Source organism: Amycolatopsis keratiniphila subsp. keratiniphila (assembly GCF_001620365.2).
Lineage (GTDB): Bacteria > Actinomycetota > Actinomycetes > Mycobacteriales > Pseudonocardiaceae > Amycolatopsis > Amycolatopsis keratiniphila.
Window position 1 is genome coordinate 93,138 of record NZ_LQMT02000011.1, and the last position, 19,035, is coordinate 112,172.

Annotated in this window: 19 protein-coding genes and 1 pseudogene; 11 read left to right on the forward strand and 9 right to left on the reverse strand. The window is 70.7% G+C overall.

What is annotated here, in order from left to right; genetic code table 11:
- Positions 1-94: 94 nt before the first annotated feature.
- Both AVR91_RS11360 and AVR91_RS11365 read right to left on the reverse strand, forming a co-directional pair.
- The gene (locus AVR91_RS11360) at positions 95-418 is read right to left on the reverse strand and encodes a hypothetical protein (protein WP_063275222.1); all 324 of its coding nucleotides are present in this window, start codon (positions 416-418) and stop codon (positions 95-97) included.
- 4 nt (positions 419-422) lie between these two features.
- Positions 423-1,196, reverse strand: a complete 774-nt coding sequence (locus tag AVR91_RS11365; protein ID WP_143253959.1) for a TMF family protein — start codon at positions 1,194-1,196, stop codon at positions 423-425.
- A 111-nt stretch (positions 1,197-1,307) separates the two neighbouring features.
- Between AVR91_RS11365 and AVR91_RS11370 the strand changes: the two genes are divergently transcribed.
- Positions 1,308-2,570, forward strand: a complete 1,263-nt coding sequence (locus tag AVR91_RS11370) for a serine/threonine protein kinase (RefSeq protein WP_063275220.1) — start codon at positions 1,308-1,310, stop codon at positions 2,568-2,570.
- A gap of 267 nt (positions 2,571-2,837) precedes the next feature.
- On the opposite strand, the gene AVR91_RS11375 is transcribed toward AVR91_RS11370, so the two are convergent.
- The 3 genes from AVR91_RS11375 to AVR91_RS11385 are packed head-to-tail and all read right to left on the reverse strand — an operon-like array spanning position 2,838 to position 6,640.
- Complete coding sequence (locus tag AVR91_RS11375) at positions 2,838-4,655, reverse strand: fibronectin type III domain-containing protein (protein WP_063275239.1); 1,818 nt, start codon at positions 4,653-4,655, stop codon at positions 2,838-2,840.
- Positions 4,656-4,712: 57 nt separating this feature from the next.
- Entirely contained in the window at positions 4,713-5,963 is a 1,251-nt protein-coding gene (locus AVR91_RS11380) for a sensor histidine kinase (RefSeq protein WP_063275219.1), read from the reverse strand.
- Complete coding sequence (locus AVR91_RS11385; protein WP_083737498.1) at positions 5,960-6,640, reverse strand: response regulator transcription factor; 681 nt, start codon at positions 6,638-6,640, stop codon at positions 5,960-5,962. The genes AVR91_RS11380 and AVR91_RS11385 overlap by 4 nt, the downstream gene beginning before the upstream one ends.
- A gap of 57 nt (positions 6,641-6,697) precedes the next feature.
- Between AVR91_RS11385 and AVR91_RS44285 the strand changes: the two genes are divergently transcribed.
- The 3 genes from AVR91_RS44285 to AVR91_RS11400 are packed head-to-tail and all read left to right on the forward strand — an operon-like array spanning position 6,698 to position 9,213.
- Positions 6,698-7,969 (forward strand): AfsR/SARP family transcriptional regulator, encoded by a 1,272-nt coding sequence (locus tag AVR91_RS44285; protein ID WP_063275218.1) that lies wholly within the window; start codon positions 6,698-6,700, stop codon positions 7,967-7,969.
- Complete coding sequence (locus AVR91_RS11395) at positions 7,966-8,538, forward strand: helix-turn-helix transcriptional regulator (protein WP_063275217.1); 573 nt, start codon at positions 7,966-7,968, stop codon at positions 8,536-8,538. The genes AVR91_RS44285 and AVR91_RS11395 overlap by 4 nt, the downstream gene beginning before the upstream one ends.
- 18 nt (positions 8,539-8,556) lie before the next feature.
- Positions 8,557-9,213 (forward strand): winged helix-turn-helix domain-containing protein, encoded by a 657-nt coding sequence (locus tag AVR91_RS11400; RefSeq protein ID WP_063275216.1) that lies wholly within the window; start codon positions 8,557-8,559, stop codon positions 9,211-9,213.
- Between the two features lie 10 nt (positions 9,214-9,223).
- Here AVR91_RS11400 and AVR91_RS11405 read toward each other — a convergent pair whose 3' ends face one another.
- A complete protein-coding gene (locus AVR91_RS11405; protein ID WP_063275215.1) occupies positions 9,224-10,474 on the reverse strand; it encodes a hypothetical protein in 1,251 nt (416 codons plus the stop codon).
- Positions 10,471-11,022, reverse strand: coding sequence for an RNA polymerase sigma factor (locus AVR91_RS11410; protein WP_143253961.1), 552 nt, complete (start codon positions 11,020-11,022; stop codon positions 10,471-10,473). The genes AVR91_RS11405 and AVR91_RS11410 overlap by 4 nt, the downstream gene beginning before the upstream one ends.
- A gap of 103 nt (positions 11,023-11,125) precedes the next feature.
- Here AVR91_RS11410 and AVR91_RS11415 point away from each other — a divergent pair, with 103 nt between their 5' ends.
- From AVR91_RS11415 to AVR91_RS11445, 7 genes and pseudogenes are all read left to right on the forward strand, one after another.
- A complete protein-coding gene (locus tag AVR91_RS11415) occupies positions 11,126-12,568 on the forward strand; it encodes a hypothetical protein (RefSeq protein ID WP_063275214.1) in 1,443 nt (480 codons plus the stop codon).
- Positions 12,569-12,629: 61 nt separating this feature from the next.
- Complete coding sequence (locus AVR91_RS11420; RefSeq protein WP_211282694.1) at positions 12,630-13,058, forward strand: hypothetical protein; 429 nt, start codon at positions 12,630-12,632, stop codon at positions 13,056-13,058.
- A pseudogene (locus AVR91_RS44505) lies at positions 12,997-13,503 on the forward strand (WD40 repeat domain-containing protein); the annotation flags it as partial. The gene AVR91_RS11420 and the pseudogene AVR91_RS44505, both read left to right, overlap by 62 nt.
- Positions 13,504-13,522: 19 nt before the next feature.
- Positions 13,523-13,774 (forward strand): hypothetical protein, encoded by a 252-nt coding sequence (locus AVR91_RS43760; RefSeq protein WP_063275213.1) that lies wholly within the window; start codon positions 13,523-13,525, stop codon positions 13,772-13,774.
- Positions 13,775-13,809: 35 nt separating this feature from the next.
- Positions 13,810-15,189: a serine hydrolase domain-containing protein gene (locus AVR91_RS11435; RefSeq protein ID WP_063275212.1), complete on the forward strand. Its 1,380-nt coding sequence runs from the start codon at positions 13,810-13,812 to the stop codon at positions 15,187-15,189.
- Positions 15,190-15,202: 13 nt separating this feature from the next.
- Complete coding sequence (locus AVR91_RS11440) at positions 15,203-15,955, forward strand: MerR family transcriptional regulator (protein ID WP_211282698.1); 753 nt, start codon at positions 15,203-15,205, stop codon at positions 15,953-15,955.
- Positions 15,956-16,041: 86 nt separating this feature from the next.
- Positions 16,042-17,139 (forward strand): NAD(P)/FAD-dependent oxidoreductase, encoded by a 1,098-nt coding sequence (locus tag AVR91_RS11445; RefSeq protein WP_063275211.1) that lies wholly within the window; start codon positions 16,042-16,044, stop codon positions 17,137-17,139.
- A gap of 277 nt (positions 17,140-17,416) precedes the next feature.
- Here the strand turns inward: AVR91_RS11445 and AVR91_RS11450 are convergent, their stop codons facing one another.
- Together AVR91_RS11450 and AVR91_RS11455 are read right to left on the reverse strand one after the other, a co-directional pair.
- Complete coding sequence (locus AVR91_RS11450; RefSeq protein WP_063275210.1) at positions 17,417-18,385, reverse strand: amidohydrolase family protein; 969 nt, start codon at positions 18,383-18,385, stop codon at positions 17,417-17,419.
- Between the two features lie 120 nt (positions 18,386-18,505).
- On the reverse strand, positions 18,506-19,021 hold the full coding sequence (locus AVR91_RS11455) for an SRPBCC family protein (RefSeq protein WP_063275209.1): 516 nt from the start codon (positions 19,019-19,021) through the stop codon (positions 18,506-18,508).
- Positions 19,022-19,035: the final 14 nt, after the last annotated feature.

Here is a 19,035-nt window from a genome sequence, read left to right on the forward strand (position 1 = left end):
TGTTGCTCACCACTGTCGTCGCCTCCGTTCGGGACAGTCCGTGAAGGCCTCCCTCCCTACGCTCAAGGTAGGAAAGGAGGCCTTCACGGACAGCTCAATGCGTTCGCTCGTAGATTTCTTCGGCCAGCGAATGGCCCATCAGGCCGCCGAAGACGCCCGCCGCCACGCCGATCACCAGGCCCAGCGGCGAAGTCACCAGCGCGCCGGCCGCGATGCCGAAGGCCAGCGAGCCTGTCGCACCTCCGAGTCCCGTGTAGGCGCCCACGCTCAGCGGAGTGGGTTCGCACGCGAGGTAGTCCTCGTCGTCGTCTTCCGGGTACGGCTCGAATTCGTCGGCAGGAGGTGGCGGCGGGTCTTCGCGCTCCCAGACGTCCTGCGGGATCACGATGTACCGGGTGGGTTCCAGCGTGGCGGTCATCGCGTCACCAGGCGTCGGCCGAGACCGTGCCGTTGGTCGACGTCGCGCTGGACCACGAGGACGCGCCCTTGCCCGACGAGCTCGCCGTCTTCGTGACCGTGTTGCCCGACTTGTGGGTGGTCTTCGTGATCGTCTTGCGGTCGGGAAGGTCGGACTTCTTGGCCCGGTCGTGCTTCGTCTCGTGGTCGTGGCAGGGCTTCTTGCCCGACGGCCGCTTCATCGATTCGCGCAGCTCCTTCAAGTCCTTTTCGGACTGGGCGAGCCGCTTTTTGGCATCCCGTAACGTCTTCTCGGCGTTCTTGACCGTCTTGCGCGCCTCGTCGACGGCCTTGATCGCGGTGTCCAGCTTCGGCGCGGAAGGGGCGATGGTCAGCTTCACCGGAGACACCGTCGGCGCCTTGGCCGCCGCCTGCACCACGAACCGCTTCTGCACCGGTGCCTGTCGCACCTTCTTCACCTGCGGCTTCGACAACGCGACCGGTACGGCGGCGCGATGAGCCGCGGCGGGCTTGACCTTGTGTACCTGCTTGGGCGCGGCCTGCTGCGCGGGCGCCGCGTGTGCCTTCGGCGAGACGTTCACCGGCTTCGGCGCGACCGGTGCGGCACCGGGCACGTGCGCCGGTGTCGGCGCCTGCGGGGGAGCCGGGGCCGGTGCGGGGACAGGGGCCGCGTTGTCGGTCGAGCTGTCCACCAACGCGTTCGCCGTCGTCGCGCCGATCGCGGCGGTCGCCAGCCCGGCCACCCCGTAGACGGCCGCGCGCCGCAGATTTCGCTTCATGTTCGCCTCCTTGGTCATGGGCGAAGAGTGGCCTCCCGGGGTCCATGGCCAATACATCCGCGGTACATCGGGATTCGCCGTGGACGGCCGGCGGATGACAGACTGGGGACGATGGAAGACGACGAGCTGGTGCCATTGGGCGAGGGCCCGGCCGCCACCGTGCTGGCCGGAATGGACGAGACGACCGGTGAGGCCTTCGCACTCAAGGTGTACCCCGGTCGCGTCGACCGTCGCACCCGCGGCGAGCTGGAGAGGGAACTTTCCGCGTTGAGCTCGCTCAGCGAGCTCGACACGGTTCTCATTCCCACCGAGGCGAAGGAACTGCCGGACGGCCGGTTCGCCGTCCGGATGGAACTCTGCACGCAATCGCTGGCCGACCTCGTCGGCGCGTTCGGCCCGCTTTCCGTCCAGGATGTGCTTTCCCTGGGCGAAGCCCTCGCGACGACGCTGGCCGCGGCGCACCAGGCCGGCGTCGTCCACGGCGGGATGACACCCGGCAACGTCCTCTTCCGCGCGTCCGGGGCACCGGTGCTGACGGACTTCGGGATCGCGCTGCGCCAGTCGTTCCCCGGCGATCCCGGCGTCGGATTCCTCGCGCCGGAAACGATCACCGACGGCATTCGCGACGAACGAACCGATCTCTACGGCCTCGGCGCGCTCCTGTACTTCGCGCTCACTGGCCGTTCCCCCGCGAGGGAAGAGCCCGGCGAGACAGTGGACCAGCTGACGCTGCGCGTGCTCAGCGGGCCGGTCGCGCCGATCGATCGGCCCGGCCTCCCGCCCGGCCTCGGCCCGCTTGTGGCCTCACTGCTGGAACGCGACCCCGGCGCCCGCCCGATCGACGCCACCCTGGTCGCCGCCCGTCTCGGCGCGACGCCCGGCACCGCGGCCACCCCACGCCCGCTCGGCGCGCCGATCCTGGACTACGGCCCCGAACACGCGAAAACCCATCGTAAAGGGAAAACCCGGCTGATCCTGGGGGTCGCCGCCGGGGCCGCGGTCCTCGCCGCGGCGGGGATCTTCGTGCTGCGGAACCGGCCGAGTGAGCTGAGCGTGCCGCCCGCCGGCGCCGCCCCGGTGACCAGCGCGCCCACCACGACCGTCAAGCCCGTGCGGCTCGACTTCGCCGATCCCGTCGACCACGGCAAGTACGTCCAACTCTCCTGGAGCAGCAACGAATCCACGCTGCACTACGCCGTCATCGTCGCGGGAGTGGACTTGCCGCGGAAGACGCATTACGTCGAGAGCGGCACGACCTACCGCGTTGATGTCGAGCCCGGCCGGCAGTACTGCTTCGTCGTCCAGGCGACCGACAGCGTGCATTCCTACGAAAGCGAGAGCAAAGGCATCCGTGGCGCCCGCTGCGTTCGCTAGTGCCTCCTGCCGTAGGGCAGCACGCGTGTTCAGGCGGACGACACGCTTCTGTACCTCCTTGTCCGAAGTCCGTGAAGGCCTCCTTGAGGGACTCTGGGTCCCTCAAGGAGGCCTTCACGGACTGGGTATATAGGCACGCGGCGGGAGCGGAGGCGTGACTCGCGTGATCAGGGACGTGATTCGCGTGATTGGAGGCCGCATTCGGGTGTTTCGCCATAAGCCGCGGTCCTTGCGGAGAGGTCGTGACGCTGTAGGCGCGCGAAGCCGCTAGCCCGACTGCCAGGTGATGACGTTGGACTTCACGCCGGTGTCGGTGACCACCCACACCTGGTTGCCGACCTGACCGAAGTCGAACGCCTCGAAGGTGAGGTTCCCGCTGGCCGGGATGTCACAACCGCGACCCTCGTTGCTGTAGTCGGGATCGCTCGACCACGGCCGGACCTTCACCCGGGTGCCGGGCTGGAAACCCTTCATCACCACACGGATCTTGGCGCACTTCGGGGCTTCGCACGTCTCGTTGTAGGTCCCGGTCTTGCCGCGGCTGATGGTGATCGTCGGCCTCGGCCCGGCGGGCGGGGAAACCCTCGCCGTGGCCGGGGCGCCTCGCCCCGCGCGGTTCTCCGCCGCGACCGTGATCGTGTACGTCACGCCGTCGCGCAGGTTCGGGATCGACGTCGACCGCGCGGCACCATCGAGCGCGGCCGAACCCGCGCCCGCTCCGGAAGACGGCGTCCACGACACGCGGTATCCCGTCACCGCCGCGCCGTTCGGGGCCGCCGCGCCCCAGGTGACGTTCGCCGTCGTGCCCGCCAAGGTGGCGCGGAGGCCACTGGGAAGGCCGGGTGGGCTCGCCGCGAGTGCCTTGGGGGACGTCGCGGGCGGTGGCGGTTTCGGCCTCGACTGCGATGGCGGCCGGACGCCTCCGTTCCCCCGTTGCGGGGGCAGCTGGGTCGTCGAGGTCGGGGGCACCGTCGTCGGCTGGGGGACCGGCGGCTTGTCGGCGGTCACCGCGACCTGCGCGACCGTGCCCTCCGGATCGACCACCAGGACATGGTTTCCTTGCGCGCCTTCGATGTAGACCCGTTTGTCCTCGCCGCGCGAGAGCTTGGGCGAGCCGTTCTCCGGCGGGATCGGCATCGAGTGCCGTGGCAGGCCGTCGGGGGAGTAGGTGACCACGGTGTTGCGGGTCAGGTCGAGCAGGACGACCGCCGACGACGAAGCGGTCGGCCGCGAGTACTGGCCGTCGGACAGGTCGATCGTCTTGGGCGGGCCGGGGGCGCGCCCGGCGCTCAACCCACTCGCGTCGACGAAGTACAGCTTGCGCAGGCCCGGTTCGAGGATCGCGATCCGTCCGGCCGCGTCGGCCGAGGCGATCTGCGCGCCCGCGCTGAACGACGCGTTCAGTGCCAGCGGCTTGCCGAGCCCGGTGTCGGTGACGGTCTGCAGGGTGCTCGCCGTGGTGTCGACGAACGCCGGGGTGTCGCCGACGACGGTCAGCGCGCCGGTATGCCCGCGGGCGGCCTGCACCGTGCACCCGACGGTGTCTGTGCCCTTCGCCAGCCGGCACAGTTTCCCGTCGCCCGTGCGCTGCAGCCAGACCGTGCCGTCCGAGGTGGCGACCGGATCGCCGAGGGAGCCGCCCGTGTCGATCGACGTGAAGGCGTCGCCGAGCCGGACGACACGACCGGCCTCGCGGAAGACGAGGTACGGCCCGCCGGCGGTTTCGAGCAGGAACGGCCGTTCCCCGGTCACCGGCTGGTCCACCGAGCGGCTCACGGTGAGATCGGACTTGCCGAATTCGACGATCCGCCGCTGGCCGATCACATACGCGCTCGTGTCGCCCTGGACCACGTCGGAGCCGGGTTCGAGATCCGGCACGGCGGCCTGGGCGTCCACGCTCCGGTTGGCGCCGTTGACGAGGAAGACCAAGCCGAGAGCGGGGCTGGCGACCCAATGCCCGGCCTGCGTGAGTCCCAAGCCGGGGACGGGTTTCACCGCACCGGTGGCGACGGCGACCACGATCGCCACACAGGTCGCGGTCAGCACGGCGAGCGGCAGACGCCGCTTGAATCCCCTCTCCGGCACCACCCGATCATAGAAGCACGAGGTACAGAATTGGAGCCGCTCCGATACATTCGCCGGTCAGGGTGCTTCCGGCAGCCGCAGTTCGAAGATCGCGCCGCCTTCTTCGGCGTTGTAGACACGCAGCCTGCCGCCGTGCGCGAGCGCGACCCACCGGACGATCGACAGGCCGAGCCCGCTCGACCCGCCACCGCTGGTGAACCGGTCGAAGTTCTCCTCCGCGACGGACGAGTCGATTCCGGGCCCGCTGTCCGCGACCGTCACCTTTCCGCCGGCGACGGTGACGTGCACGATGGCCTCGTAACCGGGGCGCCGTCCGTAACGCAGCGCGTTGTCGAGCAGGTTGGCCACCGCCCGCTGGACCAGCGTCGGGTCGGCGGAGACCGTCGACGGCGCCGCCACCAACGTCACCTGCGCGCCCTCGGCGGGTGTTTCCGCCACGACGCTCGCGACGAGCTGGTCCAGCCGCACCGGCTGGATGGCCAGGGACTCGACCCCGGCCGCGAGCCGCGCGCGCACGAGCAGGCCGTCGATGATGCCGCCCATCCGCGACGCGAGCCGGACGGTCCGTGGCAGTAGTTCGTCGCTCTCGGCGGGGTTGCGCAACGCCGCTTCGGCCAGCGCGCGCAAAGCCGCGACCGGTGTGCGGAGGTCGTGCGCCGTTTCGGCGAGCAGGACCTCCTGTTGCTGGAGCGCGGTGGTCGCGGGCCGGATCGCGCGTCCGGACAGCACGTGCCCGGTCACCCCGATCGCGCCCAGCAGGAGCACACAGCCCCCGATGACCAGCAGTTTCAGCTGGTCGTGCGCGGCGAGGGCGTCGCGCGCGTCGGCGACCGCGACGATCGCGCCGGCCTCCTGGTTGTTGCGGTTGCGGAAGGGCTCGACGCCGACGCGGACCATCTCACCCGCGGTTCCGCTGCTGTAGCCGTTGAGCACGGCCCCGTTCCGCGCCGACAGGTCGGCGAAGGTCTGCAACCGCTGGGCATCGACCGCCACGCAGGTCCGGCCGCTCGTGTAGGGCGGGAACGCGCCCGCGCCGCTGGGCAGGATCACGAACTGCGGACATTGCCGGTTCACCTCGTCCTGGCCGACGTAGGTGGTGGTGACGGTGTCGCCCTCGCCCATGATCAGCCGTTTGACCGGGGCTGTGACGCGGGCGAGCTCGGCGTCCAGCTGGACTTCCCGCTGCTGCAGGTCGGCGCTCACGGCGAGCCAGGCGAAGACGATCAGCCCGGCGGCGTTCAATCCGGTGAACAGCCAGGTGAGCAGCCACCGCAGGCGCCGGAGGCGATCGGCCGCGGAGCCCTTCACCGGGCCGCGATCCGGTAGCCGCGGCCGCGGACGGTGTCGATGACCTCGGGATCGCCGAGCCGCACCCGAAGCCGCCGGATCACCACGTCGACCACATTGGACATCGGGTCGGTGCTGGTGTCCCAGCAGTGCTCGATCAGCTCGTCACGTCCGACGGCCTGATCCGGGCGGGAAAGCAAGTACTCCAGCACCGCGAACTCCTTGTCGCTCAAGGTGAGCAGCGTGTCGCCGCGGCGCACCTGCCGCCGCGCGCAGTCCATTTCGAGGTCATCGTGGCGCAGCACCGACGGCCGTCCGGCGCCCGCGCGACGGTAGAGCGCGTGGACGCGGGCGCTCATCTCGGCCACCGCGAACGGCTTCACCAGATAGTCGTCGCCGCCGTGTTCGAACCCGGCGACCCGGTCGGCGAGGCTGTCGCGCGCGGTCAGGAACAACACCGGTACCGCCCAGCCTTCCTGACGGCGGCGGTGGACGTATTCGATCGAATCGCCGTCGGGCAGCATCCGATCGAACACCACGCAGGCGAACCCGCCCGCGGCCAGCTCGGCGTCGGCCTGCGCCAGGTCGCCCGCCTCGCGGACGGGCAAGCCGCTCCCGTGCAACTCGGCGGTGATCGCCACACGGAGGTCTTCGTCGTCCTCAACGACCAGCACCCGCTCTGTCGGCTCTGTTGTCATCGGAACCTCAGGTACATGGCGCGATCGTAGGGAGACACGAAGCAAGGGGGTGCGAGCATGGTGCTCTTCCAGGTCCTGGGGCCACTCGAGGTGCGTGGCCGCGACGGCGTCACGGGGCGGCCGGCCGGCGGGAAACCCGCCACGGTGCTGGCCGCGCTCCTGATGCAGCCTAACGCCTGGGTGGCGGTGGACCGGCTGATCGAGAACACCTGGCCGGAACAGGCCGCGCCGGCTTCGGCCGAAGCGAACTTGAAGACATATATGTGGCAGCTGCGGCGGCTGTTGCCGGAACACGACGACGGCCCCCGTATCGAAGGGCGGGCCGGGGCCTACCGGCTGCACGTCGGCCCCGGCGAGCTGGACGCCGACTGTGCCGCGGCGCTCGCCGAGGACGCCGCGCGGGCACTGGCCGAGGGCACACCGGGAACCGCGTTGACCTTGGTGGAGCAGGGTTTGCGGTTGTGGCGGGGCCGGCCGTTCGAGGGGGTGGACGTCCTCGCCGACGACGCGGTCGAGCGGCTCGACGAATTGCACCGGCAGCTGCGGGAGTCGCTCGCCGACGCTCAGCTCGGGCTCGGGCGCACGGCCGACGCGGTGGCCACGTTGCAGGCACTGACCGCGGACGACCCACTGCGCGAGGACGTCTGGGCGCGGCTGATCCGGGCCCAGCACGAGATGGGACGTCCGGCCCAGGCGCTGGCCACGTTCCACCGGGCGCGGCGGCTCCTCGCCGCCGAACTGGGGGTGCGCCCGGGACCCGAGCTGAGGAAGGCGTTCCAGGCGGTGCACGGTTCCGGGGCACCGGACCGGCCGCGACGGGAGCTGCCGCGGACGGTCGAGCCGCTGGGCGGCCGGGAGCGGGAGTTCGCGGCACTGGGCCGGGCACTGACCGGGTGCGCGCCCGCGGTCGTCGTCACCGGTGCCGCGGGGGCGGGGAAGACGGCGCTCGCCGTGGCCGCGGCCCACCGGATCAGCGAACGCTTTCCCGACGGGCAGTTCTTCGTCGATCTGCACGGCGGATCCCGGCCATTGGCCATCGCGGCGGTGCTGGAGCGGCTGTTGCGCGGCCTCGGGTTCCCGCCCGCGCTGATACCGTCCGATGTGGACGAACGAGCCGCGCTGTGGCGTTCGGAGCTGGCCGGGCGGCGGGTGCTGGTGGTCTTCGACGACGCCGCGGCCCGCGGCCAGGTCGCGGCGCTGCTGCCCGCGACCGGCCGCAGCGCCGCCATCGTCACGACGCGCGCCCGGGACTTCTCGCTCGCCGGGGCCACGACCGTCCACTTGGGGCCCGAGCGAGCCTCGGCCAGGCAGCTGGAGCGAGTGGCATGACACTTTCCACGGCGACCGACGAGGTGCTCGTCCTGGCGGCGATGGCCGGAGCGCTGCCGATGTTCCACACCGAGGACCTCGACAACCTGCGGCGCGGCGTGCACTACCGCGTACTCGTGCCGGTCGAGGCGAGGAACAGCCGGGAGACGGCAAGGCGGCTGGACATGTTCGCCTCACACGGCGCCGAAATCCGCACCGTGCCGTCCGTGCCGATGACCGCGATGGTCGTCGACGGCACGCTCGCGTTGCTGCCGGGGGACCGATGCGGTGAGCTCACCGAGTTCCGTGAGCCCGGCGTCGTGAGAGTCGTGGTGGAGCTGTTCGAACGACTGTGGCGGCCCACCGGACCGCCGGGCAGCGGATCGGGGCCGACCCAGCGCGAATTGGACCTGCTGACCCTGCTCATGAACGGCTACACCGACGAGTCCGCCGCGGCCCGGCTCGGCATCTCCGAGCGGACCGTGCGGAGGATGGTGTCCGAGCTGATGCACCGGCTCAGCGCGCGCAGCCGGTTCCAGGCCGGCGCGAAGGCCGCGGACCGCGGCTGGTTGATAGAGCTCGCCGGGTGATCACGCTACGGTCGTCGGGTGCGTGTATTGGTCACCGAGGACGACGAGGATCTCCGGTCAGCCGTCGAGGCTTCACTGCGCGGCTCCGGGTTCGCCGTCGACGTCGCCAAGGACCTCCCCGACGCCGACGAGGCGCTGAGCGTCAACGCCTACGACTGCGTCGTGCTCGACCGGATGCTGCCGGCCGGGGACTCCCTCGGCTACGTCGGCGAACGCCGCCGGGACGGCTGGGAGGTCCCGGTGCTGTTCCTGACCGCGCGCGACACGGTCGCCGACCGGATCGCCGGACTGGCACTGGCCGACGACTATCTGGTCAAGCCCTTCGCGATGGCCGAACTGATCGCGCGAGTGCGCAGCCTCTGCCGCCGTGGTGATTCAGGAGCGGCGCCGGTGCTGAACTTCCTCGACCTCGAACTGGACATCGGCAGGCACGAGGCGCGACGAGGTGGCGTCACGTTGACGTTGACCGGTAAGGAGTTCGCGGTCCTGCGGCGGCTGATGGTCTCGGCGGGCGAGCCGGTCCGGCGCCGCGCGCTGACCGACGCGGGCTGGGACGAGCTGGTGCCCCCGTCGCCCAACGCGCTCGAGGTGCTGATCGCGCAGCTGCGGCACAAGCTCGGGCCACCTCCCGTGATCCACACCGTGCGGGGCATCGGGTACGTCCTGCGCGGCTGAACATTCCCGGCTACAACGCCCCTTCGAATACGACAGCGCCGTGGGCGTCACGCGCTTGAATACCGACCCCTTGCGGGAACGGATCGTTCACCTCTTTCGGGAGGAAGACCACGAAGGTCCTGTCGACCACATCGGTCGTCGAGGTTCGTCCGGCGCCGAAGTCACAGGTCACCGTCACGGCCGTCTCCGGCAGCAGGGTCCCGGCGTACGGCGTCCGGGCGTTGCCCCGTTCACCACCGTCTTCCACGCCGCCCAGTGGCTGCATCGGGATGGTCCGGGGCCGCGTCGGCGGGAGCTCGAAATGATCTTGGTAGACGCGCATCTTCGTCCGGCCGGGACGACGCGGGTCCGGAACGGTCGTGCACGCCAGGCTCCGGTCGCCCAACCGGCCGAGTACGACCCGGTAGCCGTCCTTGTCCAGTAGCGCGCCCGGCCGGTAGCCCGCCGCGTCGGAGACGGCGTCCACCGCGCCGGACAGGCATTCGTCGAGCGCCCGTCCCGCGGGCGAGGTCCGGTCGGCCGGGGCGATCGGACGGTCGACGGTCGAAAGCAGCGGCGGGGGAGCCGACGGCAGGGTCGTGGTCGCCGCTCCGGCGGGTCCGTAAACGGACAGTCGCGTCTTCGCGGGGGCGGTCCAGGTGAACGAAACGAACTGATGGGTCAGTGGCGACGCCTCCAGGGTGTCCCCGCCGCCGGAATCCTCGGCCTGGAAGGCGAGACCCGCACCCGGCCAGGCCGGATCCAGTACCCCGCCGATCATCCCGGTCGCGCTCTGCAGGAGCAGTCCGGTGCGGGTGCCCGGCGCGTACGCGGGGGCGGCGTCCGGATCGGAGACGGTCACGGTGGTCAGCGTCGTCTCGCAGAACATCGGCTTGCCCGCCGCCGTCGCGGCGACGACCGAAACGTCCAGCATGACGTCGGTGAACAGGGGGACCCATTCCTCGCGCGGGGCCAGCCGGTCCGACTTGCCCGCGGCCCGCACCGCCGCCCAGCAGCGGTCGAGCGACGACGTCGCCAGCCCGGTGTCGAGGGTGAGCCCGCCGGCGGCCGGTTCGGGGCCGGGGGGCGCGCCCTGCTGACGGAGCGACTGCGCCGCGGCGGCGACGCCGGACGCGACGAGAACGACCGCCGCCGCGGCGGCGTACCAGACGCGTGCCTTCCGCCGCGGCTTCGCGATCCCCTCGCGGACGGCCGACCGCATCCGGGCGCGGACGTCGTCCGGCATCGCGTGGTGAGGCGGGTACACGGGTTCGTCGCTCATTTCTCCTCCAGCAACGTACGCAGCCGGGCTCGTCCCCGGGAAAGATGGGCGCGGACGGTGACCTCGGCGATGCCGAGCAGTTCCGCGGCGTCGGCGATGCCCACCTCGGCGGCCAGGCAGAGTTCGACGACCTCGCGCTGCGATTTCGGCAGCGACCGGACGGCTTCGGCGACCTGCTGCAGCCGGCGCTGGCCGTCGATCCTCTCGGCCACCGAGTCGGCGTGGTCGGATACGGCAGGCTGGGCCGGGATCTTCCCGAGCAGCCGCAGCCGGCGGCGAGCACCGCGGTGCTCGTCACGGGCGACGTTCGCCGCGACCGTGTAGAGCCACGGCAGGGCGCTGTCCCGCACCAGGGTCACCTCGGCCCGCCGCCGCCAGGCGATGAGGAACGTCGTGGACGCCAGGTCCTCGGCGCTGCTCCATGAACCGGTCAGGCGATAGGTGTAGTTCCACAGCGCCTCGGCATGCCGCTCGAACAGCTCACTGAACGCCCCCTCGTCGCCGTCGGCCGCGCGGGCCCACAGTTCCCGGTCACCGGTCTGTTCCACCGGTTCTCCCAACCCGATCGCAAGGTTGCTCACGCCCTGGTTGTGGCCGGCACCGCTCGAACGTTGCGCGCAACTTCCCGGGGCGGAGGAGCCACATCGAGACATGATCATGGAACAGGTCCGGACGACGGACAACCAGGCGCCGCCCTGGCGGATGCCCCTGTGCACAGCGGTGCTCTCGGCGGTGGTGTTCCTGCTCGCCCGTCCGCATTTGATCGACGACACGTACATCACGCTGGCGTACGCGCGCAATGTCGCCTTCCACGGCCACTGGGGCCTGCTCGCCGACGCGACGTCGAACACCGCGACGTCTCCGGCGAACGTGCTCGTCCTGGCGGCCCTGACCATCGTCGTCCGCGACGCGGTCTTCGCCGCCGGAGCGCTGTTCGTACTCTGCCAGGTCCTTCTCGCCCTGGCGTTGCGCAGGCTCGGCACGGCGTGCGGGCTGCCGTCCCGGTTCCCCGCCCTGACGCTCGGCGCGCTGACCGCGAACCCGCTTCTCCTCTCGTCGATCGGGCTGGAGGTCGCCCTCGGCGCGGCGGTCCTTGGCTGGCTGACCGTGTTCGCCGTCGAGAAGAACCCATTCGCCTTCGGGTCGACAGCCGGCTTGCTCGCCCTGGTCCGGCTGGATCTGATCGTGTTCGCGGTGGTGCTCTTCGTCTTCCTCCGTCCCGGCGTGGGACGGGCGCTGCTCGGCGCAGGGCTGATCACGGTGCCATGGTTCGGCTTCAGCTGGGTGGTGCTCGGCGCGGCGGTACCGGACACCGTGGTGATCAAGACCCTCCAGGGTGCGCAACACGCTTGGGGCGCTTGGAACTTCGGCAACGGCCCGCTGTTCTACGCGCGGGTCTCGCCGGTGATGGCCGTGCTGGCGTTCCTGCCCGCCGTCCTCGCCGTGGGGGCATTGGCCATCCGGCTGCGGACGAGCCCGGCGGGCCTGCGGCCGTTCGCGGCGCTCGCCGTCGGCGGCCTGCTCTACCACCTCGGCTACGTACTGCTGGCGGTCCCGCCCTACCACTGGTACTACGGCCCCGGACTCACCGCGGCGACCGTCGTCCTCTGTGCCGTGGCGGTTTCCCACCGGATCATGGTCAGCGGGGTGCTCGCGCTGATCGTCGCCGGTCTGATCGCGTACGCGGCCGCCGGACTTCCCCGTACACACGCGCCGTTGACGTCGAACTACACGTCGAGCGCGCAGTACGCCCGTATCGGAGCGGAACTGGGCACGCTCGCCGGAGGCCGGATCGTCGGCAGCGCGGGCGAAATCGGCGTCCTCGCCTACAGTTGCGGCTGCCCGGTCGTCGATGTCTTCTCCGACCGCGGCCTGCTGCCCGCCGCGATCGAGGCGCGCGGCGAAGAGAACCGCTGGATTCGCGCGATGCTTCGCGTGAACTACGCCTTCTTCGACTTCGATGTCCGGCCACGGCGTCCCGACCTCGTGCTGCGACGGCTGGCTGCTCCTCCGCCGGACGCGCTCGCGCACTGGACGCTCGATGCGCCGACTCTCGGGAAGCAGGAGCTGTACCTCGTGCCGAACAAGGAGTGATGTGGTGCGGGCCCCAGGCCTCACACTGGTAGCCACTGCCGAGGCGGGGAGTGGACTTGACATGGCGATCACGACGTGGGTCCAGGCGGCCGGAACCGTGTTGCTGGGGCTGGTCGGGCTCTGGTTCGCACACAACTATCGACGGCAGATCCGGCTCAAACTCGCCGAACGACAGGTCGAGTCGTACGTGCGGCTCTGGGCGCTGACCGCGCCTGCCGCCCCGTTCCGCGCTACTCCGTTGGAGTCCGTCGAGCTGAAGAAGCTCCACGACGACATGGGAAAGTGGTACTTCGACGACGGCGACGGCATCCTCACCTCGTCCGCGGCTCGCGATTTGTTCATAGGCGTCCACGGCAATCTCGTCTGCCCGATCGGTGAGGTGAAGCCGACCGTGCTGGCCGCGCAACTCGCCGCGTTGTCCCCGGCCGATGCCGAACGCCGTCGCGGCTGCGCGATCATCCGCCAGGTATCCCTTTGCGAACCCAGCTGAAGAAGGACTTGGCCATGCACTTCGGCGTCGGCTATTACACCGACCTTCAGCCCGACGATCGGGCCTTTCTGGTCAGCTGTGGTTTGTCTCCCCGGCGGCGGCCGTGGCGCCCACGACGGCTTCGCCCAGCGGACCGGCCACGGGTCGACTCCTGCGTGTGCGGCACCTGTCCGGCCTGAATCCTGAATACATCACCGGAACAGAGGAAGGTGCGCAACGCCCTCCATACGGCCTTCGCTCGTGCGTTCGGCTCGCACTGGAGCGTCTGTCATCGCTGGCCGGTGCGAGCAAAGACCGGGCGGTGCGGCTGTGGGACGTCGCCGATCCGGCTCGCCCTTCGCCCATCGGCGCGCCGATCACCGGACATGCCGACGGTGTCCGGTCGATGGCGTTCAGCCCCGACGGAAGAACTCTGGCGACGGGCACCGAATACAGCGACGTCGCGGTGCGGTTGTGGAACATTCATGGTCGTGGGCGTCCCGCGCGAGATCGGCGGGCTCGACTCGCCCGGCTCGTCCCCGGCCCTGCCCGAGATCGTCCTCGATGTCCTCGGCGACCGGGACATCCCGGTCCCTGGCGACGTCGAGTTCGGACATGCCGGGCCAAACCTGCCGATGCCGGTCGGCATCCGCGTCACGCTCGACGCGCGGCAGCGGACGCCGGCGCTGCTCGAACCAGCGGTCGGCCGCTCACGATGGCCGGAACAGCGTGCTTGACCTTGTCCCAGGGGCAAGGTTCGAGGATCGACGGCATGAACGAGATCGCGCAGCTCAGCAAGAAGATCGCCGCCTTCCGCGAGGCCACCGGGATGCCAGGGTTCCTCGCCGGCATCTACCGCGGTGGTGAGCAGGCGGTCGTGGCCCACGGGGTGGCGAACGTCGCCACCGGGACGCCGATGCACGAGAACACCGGCTTCCTGTTCGGTTCCATCACCAAGATCATGACGACGACGCTCGTCCTGCAGCAGGTCGAGCGCGGCGTCCTCGACCTCGACACGCCGGTCACCGCCTACCTGCCCGAGTTCCGGCTGGCCGAGCCCGGTGCCGCGGAGAAGATCCGCGTCCGGCACCTCGTGACGCACACCAGCGGGATCGACGCCGACCTCTTCTTCCCGGACGCCGCCGGCCCCAACGCCCTGAAGGTCTACGTGGAGCGGCTCGGCCGCGAGTGCGGCGCCCTCTTCGAGCCGGGCGAGTACGTCAGTTACTCCAACGGCGGCATGATCGTCGCCGGTCGGCTGCTGGAGGTGGTGACCGGCACGCCGTATCACGAACTGCTCGAACGGGACGTCTTCGCGCCCACCGGGATGACGAGTTCGTGCACGTCCGCCGAGCGGGCCATCCTTCGCGCCACCGCGATCGGGCACTTCCCCGCGGTCACCGGAGAGGTCCGGCCGACCGGCATGTTCACGCTGCCGCGGACGTGGGGTCCGGCCGGTGGCACGCCGATCGGCACCATCGAGGATCTCCTCGCCTTCGGCCGGGTGCACCTCGGCGATGGCACGGCGCCGTCGGGTGCCCGGGTGCTGTCGACGGAGTCGGTCGCACGCATGGGGTCGGTCACGCACGACATGGGCACGCCGGACTCGTCGCCGGTCGGAATGGGCTGGCTGGTGCGGAGGCTCGGCGGCACGACGGTGCTGACCATGACCGGGGCTTCCCCCGGCGGGGTCGCGGTGCTCGCCGTCCTGCCGGAGCGCGACCTGGTGTTCGCCGCGTACGGCAACGACGCGCGGGCACTGGAGCTGCACGACGACATACTGCTGTGGCTCGCCGGGCAGTTCGGCGAGGTCGAGACGCCCGTCTATGCCCCGGAGCCGGTCGATCTCCGGCCGTACGCGGGGACATACCGCTCCGACCAGCTCCGCGTCGACGTGCGTGTCGTCGACGGCGAACTGGAGGAACAAGTGACCTACGAACCGGCGGACGAGGCGCAGGAGCGGATCTTCACCGGTTTCGTCGGCGGCTCGTTCACCGCGCCACCACTGCGTTACGTGCCGATCGGGAAGGGACTGTTCGCCCCCGCCGGGATGCCGTTGGAGGGGCTGCCGTCGCACTACCTGGTGTCGTATCACGGCGAGACGGCGTACCGATGCTCCGGCGGCCGGATGACGCGGCGCACGCCGGCCTGACACGATGCGGTCCATGAACGACGAGCGGACCGATGGACGGCACCTGCTGACCATCGGCAGGCTCGCCGACTACGCGGGCGTGACGATCAAAGCGGTGCGGGTCTACCACGACCGAGGTCTGCTGCCCGAGCCGCCACGAGACTCCTCCGGCTACCGGCGGTACGGCGCCGAGCACGCCATCCAGCTCGTCAAGATCCGGACACTGGCCGAAGCCGGCGTACCGCTTGCCCGGATCGGGGAGCTACTCGCGGCTGGCCGGGAACAGTTCGCCGCGGCGATCGACGAGATCGACCGTGGCCTGCGCGAGCGGGCCGAGCAGATCCGCCGGGCCCGGCACCGGCTCGCCCAGCTCCACGACGGGGATCGCCTGTTCGTCTCGGCGGAGGTCGCGGACTACCTCGGGCAACTGCGCGAGATCGGCGTCAGCGAGCGCACCGTGCTCCTCGAACGCGACCTGTGGATCATGATGCGCTCGGTGGCGCCCGGCCAAGCGGCCGCCTGGATCGCGGGCAAGGTGGCCGCCGTCGCGGATCCCGAATTCCGCTCGCTCTACCTCGATTACGACGCCGCGTTCGGCTGGTCGCCGGACGACCCACGACTACCCGCGATAGCCGAGCGGACCCGACAATGGTTCGCCGCACAGGAGAGCGACACCGAGACCGGGCCGCCACCCGATCCCACCGCCACCCGCCTCGCCGCCACGACGACCACCGCCTCCTCACCGGCCTGGGCCCGGATCGCCGAACTGGCCAGGCACAGGACCTGACCGAACCTCCGCGGCACAGAGCGATGGGACGACCGGGAGGCCGATTACCCTCACCGGGGTCGATGCGGCGAGAAGGGGTGGGGAAGATGCGGGTGGTCGTCGTCGGTGGCGGGATCGTCGGCGCCGCGGCCGGATACGAACTGGCCAGGGCCGGGGTGGACGTGGTGCTGGTGGACTCGTCGGCGCCGGGCCGCGCGACATCGGCGGGCGCGGGCATCATCTGCCCCTGGTCGTCCAAAGTGGACGATCCGGACTGGTACCGGATCGCCGTCGCAGGCGCGGAGTACTACGAAGGGTTGCGGTCGGCGCTGGCCGAAGACGGCGAAACCGAGCTCGGCTACCGGCGGGTCGGCTCGCTGAGCCTGGTCACCGAAGCCGAATCCGAGGAGGCGCTGCGGCGTGTGGCGGCACGCGCCGAGGAGTCGCCGTTGGCCGGTGAGGTCGAGCTGATCGACGCTCGCCGGGCCCGCGAGTTCTTCCCACCGCTCGCGCACGACGGTCCGGCGATCCACATTCCGGGCGCCGCGCGACTGGACGGCCGGTCGGTCCGCGACGCGATGCGCCGGGCGGCGGTGCGGAACGGCGCACGGATCGTCGACGGAACGGCGTCCATCGTCGCCGACACCGCGGTCCGGGGAGTACGGGCAGGCGAGGAATTCATCGGCGCGGACGCCGTGATCGCGGCGGCCGGTGCCTGGTCACCGCGGCTGCTGGAGCCGGTCGGTGTCGAGGTACGGGTCGAGCCGCAGCGCGGCCAGATCGTCCATCTCCGTCTGCCGGGCGTGGACACCGCGCACTGGCCGGTGATCCTGCCGCGGTCGCGGCACTACCTCCTGGCCTTCGACGACTCGCGGATCGTGGTCGGCGCGACCCGCGAGGACGGCACCGGCTTCGATCACCGGGTCACCGCCGCCGGTATGGCGGAGGTGCTGGCCGAAGCGCTGTCGGTGGCGCCGGGGCTGGCCGATGCGACGTACGTGGAGACCCGTGTCGGATTCCGTCCCGCCGGGCCCGACCTCCTCCCGCTTCTCGGCACCGTCCCGCAGGTGGCCGGGCTGGTCGTGGCCAACGGCTTGGGCGCGTCGGGTCTGACGATGGGCCCGTACGTCGGCTCGATCGCGGCGCGCTTGGCCCGTGCGGTCGATCCGGGGCTCGACCTGAAGCCTTACCACCCCTTGCGGTGATGCCGTGCCGCCCGGAGGGCTCAGTGATGTGGGTGCCGAGGATGGTCGGACGGCGTTCGCCCCCGTTCACGGGGATGAGCGCCGCGGAACGGCGGCAGATCATTTCCGGCGTTGCGGCCGGTGACCGACGCCGACCAGGCCCGGACATCGTCCAGCCCGCTGGCCGCTGAGGACGAACCAGAGGGCCCGTGGCGAACCCGGCTGAACTCATGCTCGAGCCGGTCCTTCGGTCGAGTCCTCGGGCGAGGCCGATCGATGGTGCGGTGTGGTGTGGTGTTCAGGTGACGTTGTTCGTTTGGTCCGGGGTGGCGCCGAGGAGCCGGTGGGCGTTGCGGGTGGTGAGTTGTCGCCAGGTGGGATCGGTTCCGGGCCAGGTGGTGTCGAGCGTGGTGAGCGCTCGGAAGACCTGGGGGCGGCGGGTCCAGACGTAGTCGCTGCCGTAGAGCAGGTGCTCGGGTGTGGTGATGGTGGACAGGGCGGTGATCTGGGATGGGGTGGGGGTGCCTGCCAGGTCGTAGTGGAAGCGGTGCAGCAGTTCGGAAGCCGATGGGCCGTGGGTGTCTTCGCTCAGCGTGGCGAACAGCTCCAGCCGGTCGGCCAGCAGTGGCAGCACGCCACCGGCGTGGGGGACGATCAGGCGCAGGTGGGGGTAGCGGTGCGCGGCGCCGCTGAGGATGAAGTCGATGACGGTGCGGGCGGTGTCGAACAGGAACTCCACCATGGGCCGGGGCCGTCCGAGAGCAAGGGCTTCGTGACCAGCGCAGCTGGTGGGGTGCAGGAACACGACGGCGCCGCGGCGGTCCAGTTCGGCGAGGACCGGGGCCAGCCGGGGGTCACCGAGGTAGTGCCCGGCGGTGTTGGTCATCCAGACGACCCCGTCGGCGCCGTCGGTGAAGGCGTGGCCGATCTCGTCGAGTGCGCCGTCGATGTCGGGTAGTGGCAGGGAGGCGAAGTAGCCGAACCGGCCGGGGTGAGTCCGGGTGATCCGGGCGGCGGCTTGATTCACCTCGCGGGCCAGTCGCCGAGCCGCGGCGGCATCGCCGAAATACACCCCGGGCGAGGAGATCGACAGGAATGCTCGGTCGATTCCGGCGTCGGCCATCAAGGCGAGGTGATCCTCGACGGCCCAGTGCGGCCAGTAGCTTTCCGGCATGCCATCGGCTTCGTGGTGTCCGGCCGCGATGGCGGCGCGGACGTAGTCCTCGGTGGTGAAATGCGCGTGCACGTCGATCAATCCGCCGGTCATGCCGGGGCCTCCTCTGTCGCGTGTGATCGGTCGGTCGCCATGGGGCCTGCGCGGGTCGAGCAGGCCGGAGGTCGGCTCCACGCCGAACGGGGCGCCGAGGGCGTGGAGCCGCGGCCCCGGTTATCCGGCTGTTCCTTCGAGGTGTGCCTTGATCAGTTCCAGGCCGGGCTGGATGCGTGCCGGGTCTTCGACCGGGTGCGGGCCGGGCGGCTCGGTGTCCGGGATCAGCCGCTCGAACAGCCGGCAGAACAGGGTCGTCCCGTCACCGAGGTCGAACGTGGTGAAGGTGGCGATCGCGTGCATCGCCGGGGCGAGGGAGCCGTCGTCGAGCACGTCCCTGCCGACCACCGTCCACAGCTTGCCGGGGACCCGCGCCACCACGGTGTAGAGCTTCGGCTTCTCGTTCAGGTCCGGCTGGATGGTCTCGAGCAGCACGTCGCCCATTTCGGCGGGGACGCCTTCGGTGCCGCGTCGCACTTCGGCGCCGAGGGCCATCGGGAGCCACTTCGGCAGGTTCGACCAGGTGGTCACCCAGTCGTACACCTCCTGTGCCGGGCGCTCGATGACGATGCGGTTTTCGACGAACCGGATGTTCAGGTCGTCCGGGATCTGGGGGACGTACAATTCCACTGACACGACTTCTCCTTTTC

What these genes read in the sequence shown, in the direction of transcription:
- AVR91_RS11450 (WP_063275210.1), bottom strand. Translation starts at nt 18,385, where the DNA reads ATGACCGGCGGATTGATCGACGTGCACGCGCATTTCACCACCGAGGAC.
- AVR91_RS11395 (WP_063275217.1), top strand. Translation starts at nt 7,966, where the DNA reads ATGACACTTTCCACGGCGACCGACGAGGTGCTCGTCCTGGCGGCGATG.
- AVR91_RS11360 (WP_063275222.1), bottom strand. Translation starts at nt 418, where the DNA reads ATGACCGCCACGCTGGAACCCACCCGGTACATCGTGATCCCGCAGGAC.
- AVR91_RS43760 (WP_063275213.1), top strand. Translation starts at nt 13,523, where the DNA reads ATGGTCGTGGGCGTCCCGCGCGAGATCGGCGGGCTCGACTCGCCCGGC.
- AVR91_RS11385 (WP_083737498.1), bottom strand. Translation starts at nt 6,640, where the DNA reads ATGACAACAGAGCCGACAGAGCGGGTGCTGGTCGTTGAGGACGACGAA.
- AVR91_RS11420 (WP_211282694.1), top strand. Translation starts at nt 12,630, where the DNA reads ATGGCGATCACGACGTGGGTCCAGGCGGCCGGAACCGTGTTGCTGGGG.
- AVR91_RS11440 (WP_211282698.1), top strand. Translation starts at nt 15,203, where the DNA reads ATGAACGACGAGCGGACCGATGGACGGCACCTGCTGACCATCGGCAGG.
- AVR91_RS44285 (WP_063275218.1), top strand. Translation starts at nt 6,698, where the DNA reads ATGGTGCTCTTCCAGGTCCTGGGGCCACTCGAGGTGCGTGGCCGCGAC.
- AVR91_RS11405 (WP_063275215.1), bottom strand. Translation starts at nt 10,474, where the DNA reads ATGAGCGACGAACCCGTGTACCCGCCTCACCACGCGATGCCGGACGAC.
- AVR91_RS11415 (WP_063275214.1), top strand. Translation starts at nt 11,126, where the DNA reads ATGATCATGGAACAGGTCCGGACGACGGACAACCAGGCGCCGCCCTGG.
- AVR91_RS11445 (WP_063275211.1), top strand. Translation starts at nt 16,042, where the DNA reads ATGCGGGTGGTCGTCGTCGGTGGCGGGATCGTCGGCGCCGCGGCCGGA.
- AVR91_RS11370 (WP_063275220.1), top strand. Translation starts at nt 1,308, where the DNA reads ATGGAAGACGACGAGCTGGTGCCATTGGGCGAGGGCCCGGCCGCCACC.
- AVR91_RS11435 (WP_063275212.1), top strand. Translation starts at nt 13,810, where the DNA reads ATGAACGAGATCGCGCAGCTCAGCAAGAAGATCGCCGCCTTCCGCGAG.
- AVR91_RS11365 (WP_143253959.1), bottom strand. Translation starts at nt 1,196, where the DNA reads ATGAAGCGAAATCTGCGGCGCGCGGCCGTCTACGGGGTGGCCGGGCTG.